General features: G+C 51.1%; 17 protein-coding genes. 3 read left to right on the forward strand and 14 right to left on the reverse strand.

From position 1 onward, the window contains the following. Positions 1–24: 24 nt before the first annotated feature. The 3 genes from alr to KJS47_RS15660 all read right to left on the reverse strand — a co-directional run bounded on the left by alr (position 25) and on the right by KJS47_RS15660 (position 4,156). Positions 25–1,206 carry an alanine racemase gene (alr, locus tag KJS47_RS15650; RefSeq protein ID WP_213526004.1) on the reverse strand — a complete coding sequence of 394 codons (1,182 nt, stop codon included), beginning with the start codon at positions 1,204–1,206 and terminating at the stop codon, positions 25–27. Positions 1,207–1,453: 247 nt separating this feature from the next. Then, complete coding sequence (locus tag KJS47_RS15655; RefSeq protein ID WP_213526005.1) at positions 1,454–2,791, reverse strand: hypothetical protein; 1,338 nt, start codon at positions 2,789–2,791, stop codon at positions 1,454–1,456. A 414-nt stretch (positions 2,792–3,205) separates the two neighbouring features. After that, positions 3,206–4,156 carry a phosphotransferase family protein gene (locus KJS47_RS15660; RefSeq protein ID WP_213526006.1) on the reverse strand — a complete coding sequence of 317 codons (951 nt, stop codon included), beginning with the start codon at positions 4,154–4,156 and terminating at the stop codon, positions 3,206–3,208. Positions 4,157–4,548: 392 nt separating this feature from the next. Here KJS47_RS15660 and KJS47_RS15665 point away from each other — a divergent pair, with 392 nt between their 5' ends. Beyond that, positions 4,549–5,835, forward strand: coding sequence for a copper amine oxidase N-terminal domain-containing protein (locus tag KJS47_RS15665; RefSeq protein ID WP_249716433.1), 1,287 nt, complete (start codon positions 4,549–4,551; stop codon positions 5,833–5,835). A gap of 534 nt (positions 5,836–6,369) precedes the next feature. On the opposite strand, the gene KJS47_RS15670 is transcribed toward KJS47_RS15665, so the two are convergent. Then, positions 6,370–8,706, reverse strand: a complete 2,337-nt coding sequence (locus KJS47_RS15670; RefSeq protein WP_213526007.1) for a S9 family peptidase — start codon at positions 8,704–8,706, stop codon at positions 6,370–6,372. 415 nt (positions 8,707–9,121) lie between these two features. Between KJS47_RS15670 and KJS47_RS15675 the strand changes: the two genes are divergently transcribed. Together KJS47_RS15675 and KJS47_RS15680 are read left to right on the forward strand one after the other, a co-directional pair. Continuing rightward, positions 9,122–9,796 carry a hypothetical protein gene (locus KJS47_RS15675; protein WP_213526008.1) on the forward strand — a complete coding sequence of 225 codons (675 nt, stop codon included), beginning with the start codon at positions 9,122–9,124 and terminating at the stop codon, positions 9,794–9,796. An 84-nt stretch (positions 9,797–9,880) separates the two neighbouring features. Beyond that, positions 9,881–10,834, forward strand: coding sequence for a PfkB family carbohydrate kinase (locus KJS47_RS15680; protein ID WP_213526009.1), 954 nt, complete (start codon positions 9,881–9,883; stop codon positions 10,832–10,834). 161 nt (positions 10,835–10,995) lie between these two features. Here the strand turns inward: KJS47_RS15680 and KJS47_RS15685 are convergent, their stop codons facing one another. From KJS47_RS15685 to KJS47_RS15730, 10 genes are all read right to left on the reverse strand, one after another. Beyond that, the gene (locus KJS47_RS15685) at positions 10,996–13,500 is read right to left on the reverse strand and encodes an LTA synthase family protein (RefSeq protein WP_213526010.1); all 2,505 of its coding nucleotides are present in this window, start codon (positions 13,498–13,500) and stop codon (positions 10,996–10,998) included. Positions 13,501–13,516: 16 nt separating this feature from the next. Continuing rightward, on the reverse strand, positions 13,517–14,917 hold the full coding sequence (locus KJS47_RS15690; protein ID WP_213526011.1) for an undecaprenyl-phosphate glucose phosphotransferase: 1,401 nt from the start codon (positions 14,915–14,917) through the stop codon (positions 13,517–13,519). Positions 14,918–14,924: 7 nt separating this feature from the next. Further along, the gene (locus KJS47_RS15695; RefSeq protein ID WP_213526012.1) at positions 14,925–15,791 is read right to left on the reverse strand and encodes a glycosyltransferase family 2 protein; all 867 of its coding nucleotides are present in this window, start codon (positions 15,789–15,791) and stop codon (positions 14,925–14,927) included. A 44-nt stretch (positions 15,792–15,835) separates the two neighbouring features. Further along, the gene (locus tag KJS47_RS15700; protein ID WP_249716435.1) at positions 15,836–16,819 is read right to left on the reverse strand and encodes a glycosyltransferase family 2 protein; all 984 of its coding nucleotides are present in this window, start codon (positions 16,817–16,819) and stop codon (positions 15,836–15,838) included. After that, a complete protein-coding gene (gene rfbD / locus KJS47_RS15705) occupies positions 16,816–17,667 on the reverse strand; it encodes a dTDP-4-dehydrorhamnose reductase (protein WP_213526013.1) in 852 nt (283 codons plus the stop codon). Before rfbD ends, KJS47_RS15700 begins: the two co-directional genes overlap by 4 nt. Before the next feature lies 1 nt (position 17,668). Beyond that, on the reverse strand, positions 17,669–18,688 hold the full coding sequence (gene rfbB, locus KJS47_RS15710) for a dTDP-glucose 4,6-dehydratase (protein ID WP_213526014.1): 1,020 nt from the start codon (positions 18,686–18,688) through the stop codon (positions 17,669–17,671). Positions 18,689–18,703: 15 nt separating this feature from the next. After that, positions 18,704–19,249, reverse strand: a complete 546-nt coding sequence (rfbC, locus tag KJS47_RS15715; protein ID WP_213526015.1) for a dTDP-4-dehydrorhamnose 3,5-epimerase — start codon at positions 19,247–19,249, stop codon at positions 18,704–18,706. Positions 19,250–19,266: 17 nt separating this feature from the next. Then, positions 19,267–20,010 carry a sugar phosphate nucleotidyltransferase gene (locus KJS47_RS15720; RefSeq protein WP_213526016.1) on the reverse strand — a complete coding sequence of 248 codons (744 nt, stop codon included), beginning with the start codon at positions 20,008–20,010 and terminating at the stop codon, positions 19,267–19,269. A 257-nt stretch (positions 20,011–20,267) separates the two neighbouring features. Beyond that, positions 20,268–21,299, reverse strand: coding sequence for a glycosyltransferase family 2 protein (locus KJS47_RS15725; RefSeq protein WP_213526017.1), 1,032 nt, complete (start codon positions 21,297–21,299; stop codon positions 20,268–20,270). Continuing rightward, positions 21,292–23,601: a glycosyltransferase gene (locus tag KJS47_RS15730; RefSeq protein WP_213526018.1), complete on the reverse strand. Its 2,310-nt coding sequence runs from the start codon at positions 23,599–23,601 to the stop codon at positions 21,292–21,294. The genes KJS47_RS15725 and KJS47_RS15730 overlap by 8 nt, the downstream gene beginning before the upstream one ends. Between the last annotated feature and the right edge of the window lie 7 nt (positions 23,602–23,608).

The raw sequence follows: 23,608 nt of genomic DNA on the forward strand, positions 1-23,608 counted from the left end.
ACTCGGCTCCGGCCGGACGGAGCCTTAGCCGTTCCGTCCGGTCTGCAGCCGGTTCACGGTCCGCACTGCCTGTCCTCCGCGTATATACACTCGGGGCAAGCGGCGCGCCATCATGCAGACGACCTCGTAGGGAATGGTCCCCATCGCGTCCGCCAGCTCCTCGACCGCTAGGACGGCCTCTCCCTGCCGGCCGAACAGGACGACCTCGTCCCCGATGGCGGCCTCGGGCCCGTCCTTCAGCGTCAGCATGCACTGGTCCATGCAGATCGTACCTGCCACCGGTACCCGGACACCGCGGACGAGCGCTTGCGCCTTGCCGGTCAGCATGCGGGAGTAGCCATCGGCATAGCCGATCGGCAGCGTCGCGATCCTCTCGCCGTCCCGCTGCGTGACGTAGCGGGAGCCGTAGCTGACGCCGCAGCCGGCGGGCAGCTCCTTCAGATGGACGATCGTCGTCTTGAGCGCCATGACAGGCTCCAGGCGGACGATGTCCTTCTTCACCTCGTCCGACGGGTAGATGCCGTACATGCTGATGCCGAGCCGCACCATGTTGTAGCTAAGCTCCGGCAGCTCGATCGCGGCCGCGCTGTTCCCGGTGTGGAGAAGCGGGATGGAGAGCCCCTCCGCGTCGAGCCGCTTCACGACTCGCTCGAACCGGGCGTGCTGCTCGAACGTGTAGCTCTTGTCCTCCTCGTCCGCTCTCGCGAAGTGAGTGAACATGCCCTCGACATTCAGCTCGGGCATCGCAACTGCCCGGCGGATGAACGCGAGCGCCTCCTCCTCGTCGTGCAGGCCGATGCGTCCCATGCCGGTGTCCAGCTTGATATGGACCCGGGCACGTTTCCCCGTGCCCGCCCGGGCGGCCAGCGCCTCCAGCATGGCGTCCGTGAACACCGTAAGCGTAATGTCGTGCTCAAGCGCGAGCGGGATGCCTGTCTCCGGCGTATAGCCGAGCACGAGGATCGGAGCGGTGACGCCTGCCTCCCGCAGCTCCAGCGCCTCGTCCAGCAGAGCGACGGCCAAATACTCGGCTCCCGCGTCCAGCGCTTCCTTCGCCACCTCGACCGCGCCGTGCCCATAGGCATCGGCCTTCACAACAGCCAGCATCCGGATCGTTTCGGGCAGCCGCCGCCGGAAAGCCAGCAGATTGGCCCTCAGCGCATCGAGCGAAATTTCAAGCCAAGTCGGACGGTAAAACGAATCCAAACCCGTTCACCTTCTTTGACAGCGTAAGAAGGGGGCCCGGCGGCGGAACTGGCCTGTCGGGCGATCCCCTTCTTCTGGTCGTAATGCTTCCATAATAAATCCATGGTAAAGGCTGTGTCTGACGCTGTCAATGAAGTCCTCCCGGTAACATCCACCAGCCTCTCGCATCTCCTTCCATTCTTCACCCTGTTATAGGCTTCGCCAAAGGAGAAGGGGACGGCCGGTTCGGCCGTCCCCTGACGACTCCTTATTTGCCGACTTGACCCTGCACGGACTGCGCGATTTTGACCATCTCGTCGCTCGGCAGATCGCCGGACGTCAGCCGGAATTCCACGCCTTCGTACATCCATTGCAGTGTCTTTTGGCTGTCGCCGTACAGGACGCCGAAGGAGAAGCCAAGATCCACGACGCTGCCTGTCAGGCTGGAGGCCGCCTGCACGACGGGGCGGGACTGCAGCAGCGTGTAATTGTAGCTGCCCGAGTAGCGCTGGATCACGCCCACCTCTCCGCCCAGCTTCACTTCGCCCATCTCGGTCATCTTCGTCCCCTTAGGCGTATACATCGGGTCGATGACGATGGTCGACTTCGGAGGCGTCGCTGTTTGCTGCGCGGAAGCCTGACCGGATGTGCTGCCCGTCTTGCTGGGCTCAGCTGCGCCAGACTTCTGTTCCGTGGTAGTTTTGCCCGGTTCGGCAGCGCCGGACTTCTGTTCCGTGGCCGTTTTGCCCGGTTCGGCAGCGCCGGACTTTTGCTCTGTACCCGTTTTGCCTGGCTCGGCTGCACCGGACTTTTGACCCGTGCCCGTTTTGCCCGGCTCAGCTGCACCGGACTTTTGCTCCGTGCCCGTCTTGCCGGGCTCTGTCTTGGCCGGCTGCTGCGGTCCCGCCGCCTGCTTCTGTGCCTCGCTGGCCTTGGCATTTTCCTGCGACAGGGTCGGCAGCTCCTGCAGGCGGGAAGCCGTCATGTTGCGCTGCATGTCGAATGCGTCCTTATCGAATTTCTTGTTGAATTCGAAGTGATTGAAGTCGACCGACACCATGACGTTGGCATTGGCGTCCGCCACCTCGACGTGCCGGGGAGCGAACGATTTTTTGTCCAGCCAGATCTTTTGCCGCGCGAGGGAGGCATTCGCGTAGTTGGCCAGGACGTCAAAGACGAAGGCGTTCTCCTCGGTCGTGAACTGCCGCTCCTTGTCGGCGAGAATACTCTGAACGAGCGACTGATACAGGTAAACCTGTCCTTGGTTGTCCGGCCAGTCGCTTTGGAAACGGAAGATCTTGTTCAGATGGGGCGTCAGCACATAGACGCCGTCATCGTTGCGCAGCACGATCTGCGTGATGTCCTTCTTGTCGTTCGTCAGCGAGATCCGGTAGTAGTGCGGGCTCTGGTACCACACCTCCACCTGGTACTCCTGCGGCTGCTGGCCCGAATGCAGCACCATGCGGCCCGTCCCCTCGTAGCTCTCCAGCTTGTCGACCGTGTTGTTCAGATCCTTGACGACCGCTCCCGCATCCTTGGTTCCGCAGCCGGCCAGCAGCAGCATGGCCGTTAAGACGAACACCATTCCCCAGGCGATTCGACGCATCTTCTCCACCTCTTCCCTGATTTGTCCACTGGTACATGTCTATGTGGGTACTTGGCCCTTTATGCAGACTGGCCCCCGACTCGTCAGCCCTGTCCTGCTTTGCTCCGTTCCAACCTCCGGGCAAAAGAAAAAGGAGCCGTTCCCGGCTCCCCTATATCCAGCGCGTTTGCGCTGTCTTGCTGTTCGGCTCGTGCTTGCTGTTCCGTTCCATGCTGCGGGGTGGCCCGCCCATCGTCTCAAGCTTGCCATTGCTGTGCTGTGTATGCTCTTCGGTCCATGCTGGCCGTATCGTTCCCTTGCTTCTTACCGATTGATGTTACAAGATTGCTTAGGAGTGGGCAATATGCGCCCTGCTTCCGTGCCGCTCGTGCCCTTGCCCGTGTCGCGCCTCTCGCAGACGGCGCTCTCTCCCGCTCAGCCGGTAAGGCCCGCGGCGCGGGCTCTCTCCAGAATGCTGAGCATGAGGTCGTTCGTCCGCTCGGCCATGAGCTTCTTCGTCAGCCCTGGCATTCCCAAGGCGGTCCAGCCGGGGTAGACCTCGGGCGGCCCGTACTGCACATCCAGCAGCGCCCGCACATCGAAGTAAGGCTCGTAGCGGAACCGCTCGCCGGCATGGCGCTCATACGCAGCCAAAAAGGCATCCGCCGCCGCTACGCCGAACAGCATCGCCAGGTTCCAGCGGCAGTGGCCGACGTCGGCGCCGGCTGGTCCCCGGCATGCGTTCACCCAGTCGACGACTCCGCTGACCTCATCCTCCACCCACAATACATTCGTCGGATGGTAGTCCCGATGGAGGAAGCATTCTCTCACCGAAGGACGCGGACCTCTGCCGATCCGAATGATTGCCTCCCATTCGGCCGTGTAGGGCGACCAGTCGGGCGTCATGAATGCCTCCAGTCTCTGATAAGGACGATACGTCCAGGGAAATCCGTCGGCGTCGACCGCATGGATGGAGGCCAGAGCCGCAGCGAGTCCGTCCAGCCAGCGCTCCATCGAACGGGGCTGGAGCAGGACGGTACCCTCCAGCTTGGTCATAAGGACAAGCGGCATGCCGCCAACCTGTCCGCTCTCTTCATAGGCGAGAATCTCCGGCGCCCGCACGCCGGTCCGGACCGCCCATTGTAGGCTTGCCGCCTCGTGACGAGCAAGATCCGGCTCGTTCTCGAGCCACTCTTTGTCATGAAACCGGCGCAGGACGACCTCCCACACGTCCTCACCGATGCGGAGGGTCACCAGCTGTACGATGGCAGAGACGCCTCCCTGCAGCCGGCGCACCGCCACCACCTCGGCACGGGAATCGACCCCACGTTTCACCCAGTCCTCCACTTCCGCAGGCAGGCTTTCGTTTACATGGGAATGGTTCATCAGTTTCTCTTCCCCTCTCCTCACAAGTCCGGTGACCGCCGTCCCGGAAAACATCCGTTCCCGCTGTCACCGGCCATCCTTATTTCTTCTATCTCGTTGCTTCAATTACAGTTGCTTCGACTCCAGTTGCTTCGATTCTAGCTGCTTCTCCTGTTGCTTCTAATCCAGTTACTTCTCCTCTACTCGGCAAACTCCTCCCGGAGAATTTGGCTGAACCCGTTCTTTCCGGCTTAGTCATTAAGTCGCAACTAACTGCTCTGCTCTCTAGTCATTTCGTTGCAATTTAACAAATATTGGAGGAATTTGGCGGAAGGAGGAGAAAAGAACCATTCGGAGGGGCTTCCGGGGCACCGGACTTCTCCGATCGGATAAGAACAAAGGGGGATATTGACGTGCGAAACTGGTTGAAAAAGAAGACCTCGCCGGGCAAAGCCATGGCGGCTGCCGTCCTGCTGCTCTCCGTCCTGTCGCCGACGGCGGCGCTTGCGGCGGACTCGGCTTTTATTCAGGAGATCGGGGATCGGTACGCGCAGCTCGAGCTGAAGGAACGCCAGCGGTATGAGGAGACGCTCGCCCAGTCTACCCGCGACTACGAGACGCTGCGGGATGCGGCCGCGGCTCAGCAAAAGCTTCTGGAGCAGCTGCTGGCGGACGATCTGTCCTACCTCACCGGGCTGTTCCAGGCGGATGTGAAGCAGCTAGAGACCCAGGTCGGCAGCGATTACGCTAGCAAAAACAAACTGCAGGAGTACCGCCGCCAAGCCGATCCCTCCTACTCCACCGGCTTGATGTGGGCATACAAGACGGCGTCGGACAAGTCCTACTCGACCAGCGCACACTGGTCGTTTGCGAAGCAGATTGATCCGGCCTACTCGACGAGCGCCATGTGGACCTACAAGAATGAGGTCAATCCCAGCTACTCCACCAGCACCATGTGGCACTATAAGAACACGGTCAATCCGAGCTATTCGACCAGCACGATGTGGAAGCTGCGCAACGAGGCAAACCCGGCTTACAGCACCGGCACGATGTGGTCCTACAAGCAGGGGAACCTCAGCCGGACGGAGGCGGCCCGCCGGATGGATACCATACTGACGGACGGCCAGGCAAGCCTGCAGAAGACCTATGATGAAACTGTTAAGAAGCTCACCGACGTGCGAAAGGATACACTAGCGCGGGTTACCGAGACGCGTGACAAAGCCGTCGCCACCATCCTCGAACGCCGCGCAAAAGCCGTCGAGGGACTGCAGGAGAAAAGGGAGCGCGACTTCGGCGGACGCCTGACGATCCGTCCGCTCCAAGTGGAGCTCGGTCCGCTCGACCGATACGGCATCGAGGTCATCATCGACGGGGAGCGTCAGTCGTTCGAGCAGCCTCCCGTCAAGATCGAAGGCAATACGATGGTGCCGATGCGCGCCATCTTCGAGCGGCTCGGAGCCGAGGTGAAGTGGAACAACGAGGAGCGCTCGGTCACCGCGGTCAAAGGCGGAACGGCCATTTACCTCGCCATCGACAGCCGGAACGCCACGGTGAACGGCAAACCAGTGGAACTCGTCATTGCCGCTCAGCTCGTCGATTCCAACACGATGGTGCCAATCCGGTTTGTCAGCGAAGCGCTTGAAGCCAAGGTGGACTGGATCGACGCGACACAGACGGTGGTCATCACCACGAAGCCGTAGTTGGCGGCTGCTCGTGGGGCTTTGTCGGAGGCGGCCGTGGCGTTTGGAAGCGACGCTCCTGCATCGCGTCCGGTACGGGGTGGTCTTCCTCAAGACGGCCGCAGGCTCGGTGAAGGTGCCGTCGGCCACTAGGTGTGCCGCCTTGAGAGTCCGCGAATCGGCTTATGGTTAGCAGTGTCGAACCTATGCCTCCAAGCGCCTTGTGTCCCCGCCCTAGCTAGTCGGCAGCCTTGCTGCCAGCCTTTAGCCGGAACGCCGCCCATGCCCGCCTCCTCCTCGCCCCATCTCCAAAGAAGATACAAAAAAAACCCCCGCTCAAGGGCTTTGGCCTTTTGAGCGGGGGTTTGCTGTTCTTATGGCGGGGAAACCGGAGCATGCTCCAGGTGGTGAGCGCCTCGGCACGCCTAAGTGGCATTTAATCTCCGGATTACCTAAGGAGCGGCTCCGGATTTCTAGGGCCGCCTGTTGAGCAGCTCCGGATTACCCGGGACCGTCTGCTGGAACGGCTCGGGTTTCCCCTAGGTCCTTTAGCCGTTATTTTTTCAGGTGCGTGTCCAAAAACTTGATCATCGCGTTGTAAAACTCAATGCGGTTTTCCTCGTTCATGAAGCCGTGGCCCTCGTTGTCCTTGACCATGTACTCGACGTCGACGCCTCTGGCGCGCAGCGCGTTTACGATCTGGTCGGACTCCGCCTTGTTCACCCGCGGATCGTTCGCCCCCTGCGCGACGAACAGCGGCGTCTCGATCCGGTCGGCGTGGAACACCGGCGAAGCGGCGGTCAGCAGCTCCTTGTCTTTTTCGGGATGGCCTACGCGCTCGTAGAACATGTTCCGGTTCGTCTCCCAGTAAGGCGGGAGCGTCTCGAGAAGCGTAAAGATGTTCGAAACTCCGACGTAATCGACCGCCGCCGCGTACAGATCCGGCGTGAACGTGATGCCCGCCAGCGTAGCGTACCCGCCGAAGGAAGCGCCGTAGATGCCGATCCGCTCCGGATCCGCGATGCCCTGGCCGACCGCCCATTGGACGCCGTCCGTGATGTCATCTTGGATTTTGCGACCCCATTCGTTGTTCCCTGCATTCATAAACTCCTTGCCGTATCCGGTCGAGGAACGGAAGTTCACCTGCAGGACGGCATAGCCCCGGTTTGCGAGCAGCTGAACCTCCGGGTTGAACATCCACATATCGCGTGCCCACGGGCCGCCATGCGGGTTGACGATGAGCGGAAGGTTCTCCGCCGGCTTGTTCTTAGGAAGCGTCAAGTAGCCGTGAATCGTAAGGCCGTCTCTGCTTTTGTACGAGATCGGATGCATGTCGGCCATCTGCTCCGGCTTCAGCCATTCGCTCAGGTTGGCGAGCTCCGTCATCTCGTCGGTCGTCGCGTCGTAGAAATAGTACTTGGCGTAGACTTTGTCGGTCGAGTAGCTCACGATGAATTTGGTCATGTCCTGGTTGTAGTCGTTAATGCCGATGTCGCCCTCGCCGGCCTGCAGCTTCGTCTGGATTTTGCGGAACAGCGCCTCGAACGCCGAATCAAAAAACTTGTAATGCACTTTATCTGTCACATAGTACGTGTACAGCAGCTTATCCTGCTTCGCATTGTAGTGGGCACTTGTAATGTCGACTTGAGGATTAGCATAAAGCACCTTCTCTTTGCCCGTCAGGTCGTATTCCACCAGCTCCATCTTGTCCCGGCCCTTGTTCGAGACGGCATAGATCGATTGATTGTCCTTGGAGAAAGCGATCGGCAGGATCTGGTCGCTCTCTTTCATCTCGAGGAAGGGGCGGAATTCCTCTTCTTCGTTGTCCCGGTACAGGATCGTGCCAGTGACGCCGTCCGAGGCGATCGCCAGACGGATCTGGCCGTCATGGTCCGCGATCCAGCCTTGAATCGCGCCCGAGTTTTTGGCGACAAGCTTCGTCTCGCCCGTCTTCACGTTCAGCTTATAGACGTCGAATACCGTATTGTCTTCTTTGTTCATCATGATGAGGATCTCGTCCTTGACATCCGCCAGCAGGCTGACGATGCCGACACGGACGCCCGGGTGTGGTGTCAGGTCCTTCTCCTCGCTGCCATTGAAGGAGGAACTATAGATGTGGTAATTTTCGTCCCCCGCATTGTCTTTTGCGTACAGAATCTGATCGTCCTTCCAAAAAGAAGCAGCTACGTCGCGATCCTTGGAGTTCGTGACGCGGATCGGTTCGCCCGATCCGTCGAGCTTTTTGACGAATACGTTGGACCGGCTCTCCCAAGGAGCGACGTAAGACAGATACTCGCCATCCGGCGACATCTCGTAGGCAAAGCTGCCGGGATTGCGCATGAAGTCCTCTACCGGGATGGCAGGGACGCCTTGGCTGCCGCTCTTGGCCGCCTGCGCCTTCTTGTAGTTCTCGAGCACGACAGCGGCTTCCGCGAGCGTCGCGGCATTCTGCTCTTTGAGACTGCCGTCCTCATAGCCGGACAGCAGACCGAGTTTGCGGGCGGTGTCTGCGTAATCCGCGAGCGTTTGTTCCTTGCTCTCCTCACCCAGAGCCCTCACGAGGATGCGGGCGATCTCGCCGCGCTTGATCGGCGCGCCCCGGTCGGCCAGCTCGCCGTCCCGTACCCAGTCCTTCACAATTTCCTGCTGCATGGCTTCCGAACCGTGCTGGAACGTTACTGAGCGCAGGGCGTAGCCGAGGAACTCCTTCACGCTGACCTGGCTTCCGTAGGATGTCTCTTTGGCCAAGATGCCTTTGTTGATGAGCGTCTGCATGCCGCTCGCATACCAACTGTCCGCCTGCGAGGCGTTAGCCAGCGCCGCAACCGGTACCGATGTCAGCAGGACCGCGGATAAGGCAGCGGATAATAATGTTTTTTTCGTTTTCTTCACGGGAAGTCCTCTCTCTCTCCTAGCTAAATTTGACGATGAAAGTATGTATGGGAATAGCAACTGGTCGAACGAGCATGCACAGGATCAAACGGAATGCTAATAAGTACAACACCTGCGGATAGGAGCGTCTGTGCTAAAAAGACTACACCTACGGGTATGGGCATCTGGGCAAAAAGACACTAACATACGCCATACCTACAAAATATAAGCATCTGTGCATACTGTTCATATCAATATACACAGTATACACATCATTGGTAAGATTAGTCAATAGGCTTCCCGCAGGTCATTCAGCACCTTTATTGCGGCCGTAAAAAAGGACGGCCTCTGCCGTCCTTTTCATTCTGTGCCGGGTTACCCGCCCCTTGCTTATGCTCCGAGCCACCACCAAAGAAGTAGGGCAGCAGCCCCCCAGATGGCGACCCCGAAAGCGATGCCGTACACCAGGCCCTTGCCAATGCCGCCGGTTCGCTCGGGTATGCCGGTGGTGGTTGCCGGCGGTTCCGGGATCGGCTGCAGCGGAGGCTCGGCGGGGCCGCCGCTAGGCGCTTCGCCAGCGGATGCTGCGGCGTTCGCGCTCGGACGCGGCTGCGCTTGCGGCTCGGCGGGGTCACCTCTGGGCGCTTCGCCGGCGGATGCGGCGTTCGCGCTCGGACGCGTATGCGGCAGCGGTTCGGCGGGGTCGCAGTCGGGCGCTTGGCCAGCGGATGCTGCGGCGCTCGCGTTCGGACGCGGCTGCGCCTGCGGCTCGCTGGGGACGCCGCTGGGCGCCTCGCCAGCGGATGTCCCGGCGTTCGCGCTCGGACGCGGCTGCGCCTGCGGCTCGCAGGGGACGCCGCTGGGCGCTTCGCCAGCGGCTTCCGCGGCGTTCGCGCCCGGGCCCGACTGCGACTGCGGCTCGGCGGGGCCGCCGTTGCGCGTCTCGCCAGCTTCCGCGGCGCCGGCTTCGTACACAGCCGTGTCTTCCGTCGGGCCTGCCGTATGCTTGAGCTTGTCCCGCGCTTCTTCCAGCATGCCCACTCCCCCTTTTTTCTTAGGTTTATGCTCATTCGGCTATACCCATGCGCGCGTCATTCGGTATACTGTCTAATGGACCTCTCTCGGCTTGCCGACGAGCGGCCCCGACCGTTTTTGTACAGCCATCCATACTTGCCTATAAAAGGAGTTACCCGTTATGTTGCCATCTGTCGCCGTTATCGGCACTGTGTTCGTCGATTGCAAAGGCTTTGCCCATCAGCTTTACCGCCCCCAGGGGAGGAATCTGGGAAGCGTCCGCTTCGTGCACGGCGGGGTTGCCCGCAACGTGGCCGAAAATCTGGCCCGGCTGGATCTGCCGACTTCCTTCCTGACCACGGTGGACCGCACCGGCGTCGGCCGGGAGGTGCTCCAGCATCTGCAGGAGAGCGGCGTGGACACGAGCTTCGTGGAGGAGTTGGAGGCGGACGGCATGGGCATGTGGCTCGCCATTCTCGACGAGACCGGCAATCTGGCCGGATCGATCTCTCACATGCCGGACCTTGAACAGCTGGCCGGCCTCCTGGACCGCCAAGGCGAGAGGCTGCTTCGCCAAAGCTCGCACGCCGTGCTCGAGCTCGATTTGAACGAGACGCTCGCCCGGCGCGTGCTGGCTCTTGCCGAAGCTGCCGGCAAGCCCGTCTACGGCATCCCCGGGAACCTGGATGTCGTCCTGAGCTGCCCCGAGCTGCTTCGCGGCCTCGCCTGCTTCATCTGCAACGAGCATGAAGCCGGCCGCCTGCTCGGGCAGGAGCTGGAGGGGCATCGTCCGGAGGACCTTCTGCCCCTCCTGAAGCTATGCGCAGACGAGCTTGGGCTGCGCGCGATGGTTGTCACCCTCGGCGAGCGAGGGTGCGTGTTCTACGACGCCGAGACGCAGACGTTAGGCGTCCAGGCCGCGGAGCCCGCCCGGCTCGTGGATACGAGCGGGGCCGGGGATGCGTTTTTCAGCGGCACCGTCATGGCGCTGGTACGCGGGCTCCCGCTCGCGGACGCAGTCCATTGCGGCACCAAGGTAGCCGCCTGGACGATCGAGTCGGAGGAAAACAACTGCCGGGACCTGCGGGAACGCATGCTGGCGGACCCTCTGTTTCAAGGATTGTTGGTTAACTAGTCCCAAACTGAAAAGTAACATATGACACACATACCTTCAATATTAAAAAATGAGAAAAAGACATAGAGAAGTTTTTTAGGAGTTAAGAAAAAAATATCCCTTCTCCTAGTCCACGACAACTTAGTCGTAAAGGAGAGGGGAAGGCAACTTGAACGCACTAGTTAATGTCTTTTATTTGCTAAAAAATTCGTTTGCACTACTTCATCCGAAATGTTCAAGATTTTTTTTGCCGTTTCCAGCTCATCAGCACACGCGTCTGATCCTATTGCATCCCCTTTGTTATCATAACAAGTCTCAAATGCATAAACATGATCATTAGTAACATATGAACCATCTCTGGAGATTACTACATCTTGAATCTGTTGATTTGTCAGCATGTTTTTGCCCATAAAGAATGAATCTGAAATATCCAAACCGAACAGGTAAGCTAAAGTGGGACTTATGTCTAAATGACCTGTCACAGTTTCAATTGTCCTCGGCTTGTTATATTCGGGAATGTGAATGATAAATGGAACTTTATCAACTGTCTTTTTTAGAAAAACTCCTGTATTCGGGTTATTACTTACTAAGGCAATATCTGTCTCAGGAATCCCCGCATCGTGGTCCCCGTAAAAAGCGATGACCGTATTATTGTATAATCCACTTTCCTTGAGAAGTGCAATCAACCTCCCAAAAGCTTTGTCAGCATAGTGAGCTGAGTGCAAGTAATTCCCTAACAATGTCCCCTCCAAATCCCCTATGTCTAGTTCCTTTATTTGAGAGATATCACTATATGGATGATGATTCGTTAGATTAATCATGAAAGAGAAAAAAGGCTGCGGCAAGCTCATTAATTTTGGTATTACTTGTTCATAAAATATTTCATCCGATAATCCCAATCCGATAATGTTATCCCCTGTAATTTTATATTCCTTGACATAAGCACTGTTTACAAACCCGAAATTACTATGCATGACAGCCCTATTCCAAAAGTCCCCTCTAAAGGGAGAAGTAGCGAAAGTTGTGTAGCCGATTTTATTAAATAAATGTGGAAGAGAAGTAAATTTGTTTCCAGGATATGTCATGGAGAGGGCACCCACGCTTAATGGATACATGGAGTTCATTGCAACAAATTCCCCATCGGAAGTTCTTCCCAGATGGGTTTGATCATAAAAATTCTCAAAATAAATGCTGTTTCGAGCGAACTCATTTATATTAGGGGTTACTTCCTCTCCTCCGATCCTCAACCCAATTAAAAAGTTTTGAAAGGACTCTGACTGAAGCAGTATTAGGTTCTTATTATTGGCCAAATTGAAATATTCATTTTTTTCTTTGAATGACTCTTGCCTGTGATTATCTATCCAAGCATTAATTTCACTTACCCTTTTTTTTGATAACTCAGGTTTATTAACAGAGCTTTTGACAACTTGAAAAGCATCATAAAAATGATAATTAATTACACCTAGATATTTAATTAAGTCCTTATGTGAGAAATTGCTGCTATATATGTGACCTTCATCCTTTTTAATTTCGCTTGTCAAGTTTGTAAAGAGAACAATAGAAAACAACAGTCCAATAGTCCAGAAAATGCGAGTAGATCTTACTACTCCTGAAGAAACCTGTATCGATTTAAATTTTATTATAAAGCATCCTACAAAAAATAAAACAACTAGGTCACCGAATAAGACGAGATATTTAATGTTAATAAGCTCTCCCACGCTACTTGCTACAGTAGACAGTTGACTTGCATAGGACAACACAGATACCGTTAGAACGTCATTAAAATAAGAATTGTATACTAAGTCAGCAAAGATAAGGGAAGTTAGCAATAAATTGATACTAGCAGCAAGAAAAAATCTATATCGGAACTTCTTTAGTAATGAGAGCAGGAAAGCCAGCAATAACAGGAGGGCAAGTGAATACATTTTAACTTTAATATTTATAGGAACACCTATTGTATTTGAAAAGTATACTATTTTAATATATATACTTGAAATTAGCAAAACAATGTCCAAACTGTATAGGACAAGGCGCAAACAAGTGGTAAAAAACTTACTCTGTGTTGTCTTACGTACCAATCGAGAAGCTAATTCTAAATGGTTTGTATATTTTTTTAATAAAAAAAATAACACTATACCAAGGATGATACTTAAGGCAATAAATATGACCTTTTGATATTTTCCTATTTCTGCCCCTGATAACACGGTTGTTGATAAATATGGGTCTTCGCCAGTAGAAACAAGCCTTAATGTATGGCCTCTTTCACCTTCAACCTTGAGATCATTATAACTAATAAATTGATTAATGATCTCTTGTTCGGAAAAGCCTTGTTTAAAAACGATACTCTCAATTTCAATATTTCCAATTTTATCCCCTGGATCAAATCGCAATTTATATATGCGTTTGCTCGGCAAATCAAATACTAACCGTTGACTACCCTCTTTCTTTTCGAGTACTGTTCCTACTGTATCTCCTTCATTAAATCCCTCACCGACATCGTAATATACTTTATGTAATCCAACAATATCAGTCTTAAAGATAATAATAAGTCTATTATTAAAGAAGCCAATGAGAGAATAATAAAGGATTGAGATTATTGCTAACACTATAAGTAAATTGGCAGTGTTAAAAATCACCTTTTTTTTATTACTATCTTTCGTACGAGAAAAAGCGAGCTGGGTTTTCATGCTATTGTTTCTCCTCTTAATAGGCATTCCGGTTTACGAATCCGTTCCATATTGTCTTGTAGATGATCTTGAGATCGAACAAGAAGGTCCAGTTCTCGATATAAAAAATATCGTAGCTGATCCGGTCCTCGATGGAGGTATCGCCGCGCAGACCGTTGCTCTGCGCCCATCCCGTTATGCCAGGACGGATATGATGCTTAATCATGTATTTGGGAATCCTCTCCTTGAACTGCTCTACAAAATAAGGACGCTCCGGCCTCGGGCCGACCACGCTCATATGGCCGAGCAGCACGTTAAAAAACTGAGGGAGCTCATCCAAGCTGGTCTTTCTCAAAAAAGCGCCAAATTTGGTTTTACGCGGATCGTCGAGAGTCGTCCATTGGGTGTCGGACTCTCCTTCACTCATCACACGCATCGAACGAAATTTGTACATCGAAAATACACGGCGGTTCAGCCCTACCCTCTCCTGCTTAAAGATGATCGGACCCCGCGAGGTCAGCTTAATGCCAATCGCGATGGCCATCAGCACCGGCAGAGTAACCAGAATCGCGGCCGACGCAAACACGATGTCAAACAATCGCTTAGCCGTCCGGCTGCCCAGGCTATCCAGCGGTATGTCTCTCACATTGATGAGCGGCATCCCGGCAAAATGGTCAAAATGCGGGCGAGCCGGCAGGTAGTTGAAGAAATCCGGGATAATAAGCGTGCGGATGCCGTATTTCTCGCATATGGCTATAATGCGCCCATACTTCTCGTGAGCGGCCAGAGGGAGCGCGATGATGACCTCGTCAATCAAGACTCCCTGCAGGATGGTCTCTAGCTCGTCTACGGTGCCGAGGATCGGTTTATAACGCCCCACCTCATGCCGTACCAAGTAATCATCCAGAAATCCAACAACCTCATAGCCGAGCTCTGGGTGCTGAAGCAAATTGTCATAGAAGCGCTTGCCGACTTCCCCTGCCCCGAGGATGAGCAAAAATTGCTTGTTATACCCTTTTTCTCGCATCTGCTTTAGCAGTACCTTGACCCAATACCGGTAACCTCCCAAGAAGCCGATGCTGAAAATGAGGAATAATGCCAAAAATTCCCGGGAAAGGTGGACTTCCTTTCCAATAAACAGCAAGCTAATCAAAATGAGCAGGCTGAGCACCTGCGTCTGGATAACCTTCCACGCCTCAAAGGCAAACCTCTTCTTACGCTTCGGTGTATACAAATGCAGGAAAAAGCCGAGCACGACCGAAATTCCGCCGTAAGCCAAGCTCCAGATAAAATAGGTTTGAATCGGCAGATGTCCGTCGGTCGCAATCCAGCCTGAGTAAAACTTCAGCCAGAACGAGACGAGGAACGCCAATTGAATGAAGGCGAAGTCGCTCGCGGCGTATAACTGGGCCAGAATTCCCTGATTTTTGCGAATCATGGGCTCCTCACCTCACTTGTCTGAGCCGGTTCTTGATGACGGCGGCGGTCAATTTGACGCCGATACCGCTGTAAACCAGCGCATTGATAAGAAAATTATATTTTTTTCTATAGTGTTTATGATGAAACAGGTACATGGCTCTGTGAAATTCATACACAATCTTGAACGGCTTTCGGCGGCTGCTAGCCCCTTTGTAATGGGTGATCCGGGTTCTCGGGTAATAGTAGACCCGCCAACCGGCCTGCTTGATCCGGTAGCACCAGTCGATGTCTTCTCCATACATAAAAAAGGTCTCATCCAGCAGTCCCACCTCGTCCAGCACTTCCCTGCGGAGCAGCATGAACGCACCGACCAGGCAGTCGACCTCATACTCCTCGTCTTCGTCCAGGTACCCTAGCTGGTACTGGTTGAAACGCGGATTGTCCGGGAAAAGCTTCGCAATGCCGAACGCATAGTAAAAAGACGCGGAAGGCGTCGGGAATCCCCTCTTGCAGGCCTTGTCCAGCGTTCCATCGGGGAGCACAATTTTGCATCCGCTGACACCGACGTCAGGATGGGCCTCCATGAAGGTAAGCATCGTCTCAAGCGTGTCTTCTTCCAAGATAGTATCGGAATTGAGCAGCAGCACATAGCGGCCGCGAGCTACACGGATTCCCTGATTGTTGGCACGTGAAAACCCTACGTTCTCCTTGTTCTCTATCAGATGAATATCCGGGAACGCCTCTCGCAAACAATCTACCGAACCATCTGTTGAATGATTGTCTATAAGAATAATCTCTAGGGAAAAAGACGTACGAGATTCATAGACCGATTGAATCGCTCTCTTCGTTAATTCACGGGTATTATAATTGAGGATCACAATACTTAAGTCCACGAAAGATCACCAAATGTATTATAACATGGATGAATATGGTATGCCTATTGAAAGAACGTATAAACCTCCGCCCAATCCTTGCTCTTTTGATTTTGGATAAAGGAGCGTTTCTTTTTAAGCGTGCGGAGATCTCTCCAGAAGTCACTCCACCCGGAGAGAACTTGTGGTTCTCGAAGCAAAAAATACGGGAAGCTGAGCAGCTCATAGAGTAGCAAGGACGGAAGATGACGTAGGATATAGCGCCATTGATCATTTTTATAAATCATCCGATACCGGTTGATGTAAGAAAAGCGCCGCACTCTCAGCGATTGCTTGGCGCGCGTCCCTGACTTCCAGCCCCGTTCATGGTAGGCGATCGCATTCGGACAATAGAGAGCGCTCCAGCCGAATAACCTGGCCCGCCAAGCTACGTCCACATCCTCCTTGTAGGCAAAGAACTGTTCGTCAAAAAACTCCCCTTCCACGCTGATCTGTCTAGCCATGTTGGTGGCATATAACGCAGCCGCGCCGGAAACGCCGAACACCTCTTCCTGCTTGGCCCATTGCTCCTCTTGCGTTCCCGCGCCTCGATCGAATGCCCTTCGGGCTTTCTTCATAACCAGCCCGGTGCTGTCGATCAGCTTAGGATTCTCCCTAGCGAGCAGCTTGCCGGTTGCGCTTCCGATCCGCGGTCCACTCTCTTTCAACGCTTCTATCAAGCAACGAACATAATCCGGATGAAGAACCACATCCGGATTAAGAACAAGAAAGTACTTACTCGAGCAGGAACGAATCGCCTGATTATGCGCGGGGGCAAAGCCGGTGTTCTCCGCATTCCATTGGATGCGGACTTGGTCGGAGTAGCGCTGAAGAATCGTTCCCGTCTCGTCTTGAGAAGCATTATCCACGACTACTATCTCATGGAGCGGATACGTCTGGCCTAGAACGGCCTCCAGACAGGCCTCGATATCCACAGCACTGTTATAGGTTACGATATGGACACTTACCGTGTTTATGCTGGCGCGATCCCCATTTTTGACCCTGCTCATGGTGACGCGGTCCCTAGCTCTCTTAGAAAGTCCCGCAGCGCTTCCCGCCACGGCCGCAAATCCTGAAGTCCATTTGACCGGATAGCCAAGTGTTCCATCACGGAAAAGGGCGGCCGCTTGGCCGGCCGAGGGAACTCCTCAGTTGTGCATGGATGTACGTCTACAGACAGCCCTGCTTCCTCAAAAATCGTGCTCGCAAACTCATACCAGGAGCATACTCCGGTATTGGAAGCATGGTAGATACCGTATCGCTCGGTGGCCACCAGTTGCTCCAGAAACAAACATAGATCCACCGTATACGTCGGCGATCCAATTTGGTCGGAGACAACCTTAAGCGTTCCTTTCTCCGGCCCCAGCTTCAGCATCGTTTTCACGAAATTTGCCCCGTGCACGCCAAAAACCCAAGAGGTTCGTACGATAAAATACTTGGAGCACAGAGTCTGGACCAGTTGTTCCCCCGCCCGCTTCGATTTCCCGTATACCCCTTGAGGATTGGTGTTGTCGTATTCCCGGTAAGGCGTTGAGGACCCTCCATCAAATACGTAATCCGTGCTGATAAAGCATAGCTTGGCCCCTATACGCTCGGTGGCCACAGCCAAATTGCGAGAGCCATCCGCATTGACCCGATAGGCCTCCTCTTCCTCCGTCTCCGCCCTATCCACTGCAGTGTAGGCTGCGGCATGAAGGATGACATCCGGCCGAATTTCCTCCAGCACACGCCTGCACGCTTCAGGGGAGGTAATATCGAGTTCCTGCCTACCGAACCCATGAACCTCATGACGTTCGCCTAGGGTCCGGACCAAGTCCCGACCCAATTGCCCGTTTGCTCCGGTTACGATAAGTTTCATGCTACTCTCCTTTGGCAAGAGCGCCGTACTGCTTCGCATAATATTCCTGGTATTCGCCCGAAAGAATTCGTTTCCACCAGTCTTCATTTTGAAGGTACCACTCTATGGTTGCCGGGATTCCAGCCTCAAACGGGTACTTCGGCTGCCAGGCAAGGCGGGTACGGATCTTGGTGGCGTCGATTCCGTAGCGCCGATCATGGCCCAACCGATCCTGCACATAGGTGATCAGAGATTCCGGCTTACCCAGCGCTTGCAAAATCGTCTTGACGATGGCAATGTTCGTTCGCTCGTTATTGCCGCCTATGTTGTAAACCTCTCCGTCTTCACCCTTATGCATAACGAGATCAATCGCGCTGCAGTGATCCTCTACATACAGCCAATCCCGGACATTCAATCCGTCGCCATAGACGGGCAGAGCCTGGTCGGCCAACGCTCGGGAGATCATAAGCGGAATCAGCTTCTCGGGAAACTGGTACGGCCCGTAATTATTGGAGCAGCGCGTTATGTTCACCGGCAGACCGTAGGTTTCGTGATAGGAGCGAACAAGCAGATCCCCGCCGGCTTTGCTGGCCGAGTAAGGACTATTCGGAGCAAGCGGCGTCTCTTCCGTGAACAGTCCTGTCTCCCCCAAAGTTCCATATACTTCATCCGTTGAAACTTGAACGAACCTAGTCACCTGATAACGGCGAGCCGCTTCCAGAAGCACCTGCGTCCCCACCACATTGGTATGAACGAATATGCCTGGGTCAGAGATGCTTCGGTCTACATGGGATTCCGCCGCAAAATTGACAACCACGTCCACTCCCTTTTGGAAGATCTGTTCGATCAACGTAGCATCCGCAATATCGCCTTTCACGAATTCGTAGCCTTTCCGCCCTTCTAAGCCTTGCAAATTTTCGAGATTGCCGGCGTAGGTCAAGGCGTCCAGGTTCACGATTTCATAGGTCGGATAGGTTTTGAGGAGGTAATGAACAAAATTGCTGCCGATAAACCCGGCTCCTCCGGTCACCAGTACTCTCATGCTGGGTCCTCCTGTCTAAAAGTTTGTGTCCGCTTCGCTCAATACAGGATGCTTCCTATCCTTTTCCGATAGAATCGGTTCGGTCGTCGGCCAATCAATGGCAAGCGCAGGATCATTCCACAGAATGCCGCGATCGCATTCTGGGGAATAGAGGGCGTCCACTTTGTAAACGACCTCGGTGTTGGGGACGATCGTACAAAAGCCGTGTGCGAAGCCATGCGGGACCAACAATTGCCGTTTGTTGCTTGCACTGAGGATAACGCCGATCCATTGACCGAAGGTTGGTGAGTCTTTGCGAATATCGACAATGACATCGTAGATAGCACCGGCAACGACACGAACCAATTTGGTCTGAGCATGTGGATTCAACTGGTAGTGCAAGCCCCGAATGACCCCAGCCTCGGCAGACAGCGAATGATTATCCTGTACGAACTTATAGGAGAAACCAAGATCTTTAAAGGTGCTTTCATTATAGCTTTCCATAAAAAAGCCGCGGTTGTCTCCGTGGACAGCCGGTTCAAGAATATAGGCTCCACTGAGCTTTGTTTCTATCTTTTTCATGGGTCCTCCTCTTGCTTCTACAGTTTTAACTTTCCAAATTCCTCACCGAACACAATATCCCGCGCCAACTCATTAGCATAAGCCAAAGAGGCGTGGGTTCCGGCATCCGTCCACCAGCCGTTGAGAATATCATAGGTAAGCTCATTGCGAGCGATATAGGCGTTGTTAACGTCCGTGATCTCTAGCTCTCCTCGGCCGGAGGGCTTCAACGTTTTCACAATTTCAAACACGTTTGCATCGTACATGTATATACCAGTGACAGCGTAATTGCTTTTGGGGGCGGAAGGCTTCTCTTCAATAGAAATAATCTTATCTTCATCCATCTCGGGTACGCCGTACCGCTGGGGATCATGAACCTGTTGAACAAGGATTTTAGCCCCTGTTCCTTGCTTGCGGAAATTGTCGACATACGGGGCAATCGTATCGGAGAATACATTGTCCCCTAGCACAACAACCATTTGGTCGTTTCCTACAAACTGCTGAGCAAGTCCCAGCGCCTGGGCGATGCCCCCCGCCTCGTCTTGTACTTTATAGGTAAAGGATAGGTCAAATTCTTTTCCGCTGCCCAGTAGATTCACTACGTCTCCCATGTGATCTTTGCCTGTCACAATGAGAATATCTTGAACAGCTGCTTCCTTTAATTTATGTATAGCGTGGAAGATCATCGGATACTTTCCAACCGGCAAGAGATGCTTGTTTGTAATTTTGGTAAGAGGATACAGTCGCGTACCTGTGCCACCCGCAAGTATGATTCCCTTCATGATTTCCCTCCGTCTTAATAAGAAAATTGTTTATTATCCGTTCTTGGAAGACTCTTTTCTACTCCCTTTGTTTGCTTTTAAACCCCAACCATCCGATATATTCTCGCTATAACTCATAGAAAAGATAGGGACAGAAACAAAATGAATAAATTGATAATTTCATAGACCCAGCAGTATTAAGTTTAAATGAAACATGATAAACATCTGACTCGGGCATACAATCATATGAACAGAATAAGCCCCGCCCGATTCATCTGCTATATGTAAATATTCAGTTTTTTTAGAGAATAAATTATAAATTTTGAAATCTTAATTGGGACAAACACAAATATAGGGAAAACAAAATAACAAACCCAATAAACATTTCTTGTCGCGCCTTGACTAGGAAACAACCTTTTAAGTTTAAGCCCATTCTTCAATCGAACGAAAATATTGCTTTTCGTCCTAAATGTCTCAAACAATTCTAATAATTGTTGAAGTTGTTTTATAATACTTTTGTTTTTCGGAGGATTTTCAGAAAATCTATCAATACAGTATTTATAGAAATTATACTGATTGTCGATAAATGTTTTCCTGTCTAGTAAATATTCTGAATAAGAAGTTTGCTTACCCGCTTCCGTATTAATAACTTTGTAATAGCCTTTAGATCCGATAACATTACCTTCATGTTGCCTATAATCTATTAAAGTTTCTTCCAGGTAAGAAATAGAGCCATAGACTGAAGCAACTATTCCCAACCATTGGTCGTGCAAACAAAACTTGCTCGGTATGGGGATAGCAAAATTAATAATTCTCTTATCAGCGATTATTGTACAACCAGTAATAACGTTTTGTACTAAAAGAGTTTTAAAGGGGCTTCCGCTTAATGGCTTAATCCCCTCCCTCTTCCAATAAGATATACTCTCCTCTCTAGATGTAATAATCTTCAAATCAGTGTAGACAAGCAAAGAATTAGTGGCAACAATTTGCTCCAGGGACTTTAACACCTTATCCTTATGCCATACATCATCCTGATCACACAACATAAAATACTTGGCATCAGATAACTTCATCAATTTCTCAAAGTTGCGGACCACACCCAAATTAACGTTGTTTTTATGAAGCTCAATTCTATCATCTTGAATTGCATAACGTGTAAGCAAATCATAAGTCCCGTCTGTTGAAGCATCATCACAAATGATTAATTTATAATTTGCATACGATTGAGATAATATACTCTCAATTAATTCAACAATATACTTACTACCATTGTATGTGGCAAGCAATATATCTATTTTAATATCAGACATTTTTGTATCGCTTCCTGTATTTTAAAACTAAATAAATGAGCTTTTTGCCTATTCGTAGAGCTGTTTTGTTTCTAGTTCTCAATCTATTTAGCACTTTCCACCCTATAGTTGAATGTATTGCATACAGTTCGCTCTTTAGTTGGTCGATTTCATAATCATGTTGCCCGTTTACAACATCAGGTTGGAAGTATCGCAAGGAAGCCAATAATTCTTGACGAGATAATCCCTCACCTCCTCCCTTTTGTAAAACAATATTGTCGGCATAAATCTGTAGATATTTGCGTTGCATTTCATGAATCGTCTCTACTTTATTAGCAAGTATATTATTTCTTTTCGAAGTTATATCCCCTCTATTTTTATATATAAAGTCTAACATTTTCGCAATATCTTCAACTTTTACTGAATCAGATATCCATCCCCCCTGGGTTAGTAGTACCCTTTCTTTCAAAGCTCCCATTGGAGTTACAAGTACCGGGATATTGCAACGCCACGCTTCGGATAGTGTATAGGAAAAGGTCTCTGGCCACGGGGATAGTAAACATATCAGATCTAAATCAAGCGAACCGAGAATGTTATCGATATCCTGTCTATTATAGTTCCCATGAATGCTGACATTATCTTGGTTGATTAAGTTGAGTCTTTGGTCACCTAAAGCACCGATCAGGTGCCATTCCGCTTTATTTTTCGGATAATTAAGTATCAACTTGTGAATTATCTCGCTTCCTTTATTGGATGATAACCCACCTAAGAAACCCACAGATAAAGGTTTATTATCCTCTCGCCGGTTATTTATAAAAGAATTGTTGTTCTGGGAGACATCAATCCCATGTGGTATCGCCTTAATACGCCCCCGTATCTGAGGGTACTCCTCTTCAAAAATATTTTTGGAGTAATTTGAAGGAGTAATGAACAAATCGACATATTCGAGCATTTCCTCAACTTTAAGTTTCCATTTTGAAAGGAATGGCGTATGAAAACCATGCGTATGGAACATGCACTCTCTACACTTCTCTTCACTTCTTTTATCTTTACAATACTCATTGTTATGGTCCATCAGATTAACTTTTGGACAAAGCAGGTAGTAATCATGCAATGTATAAATTACTTTAATGTCGTGTTTTTTTGAGATATATGGAATATCGAAGGAATGTTTAATCAAATGATGTATATGAACTAAATTAATCCCAAATGTAATAAGAATCTTTTCAACTATTTCGGAGTATTCTTGATGATGAAAGTGAGTGAGGGACAGTTCATTCTTTAAAGGAAATCTATACTTTTCTATCAATTGGTTAGTTATAAAGTGCTTTAGCACAAGTTCTTTCCCACTCGAGACTAATACATAGGAATTAAATTCTCCAAGACCTTCAACCAGATCTTTCACATGATATTCGGTACCGCCTATAGGATGATTATATTTTTCATCAAAAAAGTTATGAAGAATAAATAATATGTTCTTATCAGACTTCCTTGTTTCCTTATCAATATTTAGCCAAGCATTAATATTATCATGAATATCTTTCAACGTATTATTAACTATAAAATCGTGTACTTTTTTTTCGTAGTACGGATATCTCCTATTTAAAGTAGCTATATTTTTGTTTAATAACTTTAATTTATCCCCCTGAAAGGACATGGAACCTTTGTGAAAAACGAATGTATCATCTGCAATAATATTTATATATCCACTTTCAATAACACGACAGCAGAAATCATTTTCTTCTGCATATCCTTTCCCAAATGTTTCTTCATCAAAGTATCCTATTTCTTTAATTACCGCTCTTTTAATAAACATGCAAAAACCAACAGCTGTTGGTATTTCTGGAAATCTACGCAAAGAAATCTTTTCAATGAAGTTAGCGAACGAATCAGCGTTATATCCTTCGGGAATTTCGTTATCTTCTAAAAACACAGGCACTGAGCAGATCGTTCCATTATTGGTCAAAGGAGTCACAGTACCTACCGAACTGTTTTGATAAGCTGCCCTCTCAAGTTTAGAAAGCCATCCGCTAGTTACTTCTGTATCACTATTTAATAGAACAACATCATTATCCGAGTATTTCATTCCCCTATTTACTGTACCAACAAAACCCAAATTAACCTTATTATCCAGGATAACTATCGAATCGTGCCCTTCCAAGGTATTTAAATAGTCAGCCACTCGGGGATCGGGACTACAATCATTAATTGCAATTATTCTGTACGTATTTTTTTCTGTCTTATTGATTATAGAATTTATACAAAGGATAAGCTCATCAATAGCGTTATAAACAGGTATTATTATATCTATCAATTTATTCATTATGAAT

This window comes from Paenibacillus sp. J31TS4 (genome assembly GCF_018403265.1).
In the GTDB taxonomy this organism is placed as follows: Bacteria; Bacillota; Bacilli; order Paenibacillales; family NBRC-103111; genus J31TS4.

Excerpts from the sequence above, each read along its gene's own strand:
- KJS47_RS15655 (WP_213526005.1), bottom strand. The coding sequence starts at position 2,791 with ATGCGTCGAATCGCCTGGGGAATGGTGTTCGTCTTAACGGCCATGCTG.
- KJS47_RS15660 (WP_213526006.1), bottom strand. The coding sequence starts at position 4,156 with ATGAACCATTCCCATGTAAACGAAAGCCTGCCTGCGGAAGTGGAGGAC.
- KJS47_RS15675 (WP_213526008.1), top strand. The coding sequence starts at position 9,122 with ATGGCGACCCCGAAAGCGATGCCGTACACCAGGCCCTTGCCAATGCCG.
- KJS47_RS15680 (WP_213526009.1), top strand. The coding sequence starts at position 9,881 with ATGTTGCCATCTGTCGCCGTTATCGGCACTGTGTTCGTCGATTGCAAA.
- KJS47_RS15685 (WP_213526010.1), bottom strand. The coding sequence starts at position 13,500 with ATGAAAACCCAGCTCGCTTTTTCTCGTACGAAAGATAGTAATAAAAAA.
- KJS47_RS15690 (WP_213526011.1), bottom strand. The coding sequence starts at position 14,917 with ATGATTCGCAAAAATCAGGGAATTCTGGCCCAGTTATACGCCGCGAGC.
- KJS47_RS15700 (WP_249716435.1), bottom strand. The coding sequence starts at position 16,819 with ATGAGCAGGGTCAAAAATGGGGATCGCGCCAGCATAAACACGGTAAGT.
- rfbD (WP_213526013.1), bottom strand. The coding sequence starts at position 17,667 with ATGAAACTTATCGTAACCGGAGCAAACGGGCAATTGGGTCGGGACTTG.
- rfbB (WP_213526014.1), bottom strand. The coding sequence starts at position 18,688 with ATGAGAGTACTGGTGACCGGAGGAGCCGGGTTTATCGGCAGCAATTTT.
- rfbC (WP_213526015.1), bottom strand. The coding sequence starts at position 19,249 with ATGAAAAAGATAGAAACAAAGCTCAGTGGAGCCTATATTCTTGAACCG.
- KJS47_RS15720 (WP_213526016.1), bottom strand. The coding sequence starts at position 20,010 with ATGAAGGGAATCATACTTGCGGGTGGCACAGGTACGCGACTGTATCCT.
- KJS47_RS15725 (WP_213526017.1), bottom strand. The coding sequence starts at position 21,299 with ATGTCTGATATTAAAATAGATATATTGCTTGCCACATACAATGGTAGT.
- KJS47_RS15730 (WP_213526018.1), bottom strand. The coding sequence starts at position 23,601 with ATGAATAAATTGATAGATATAATAATACCTGTTTATAACGCTATTGAT.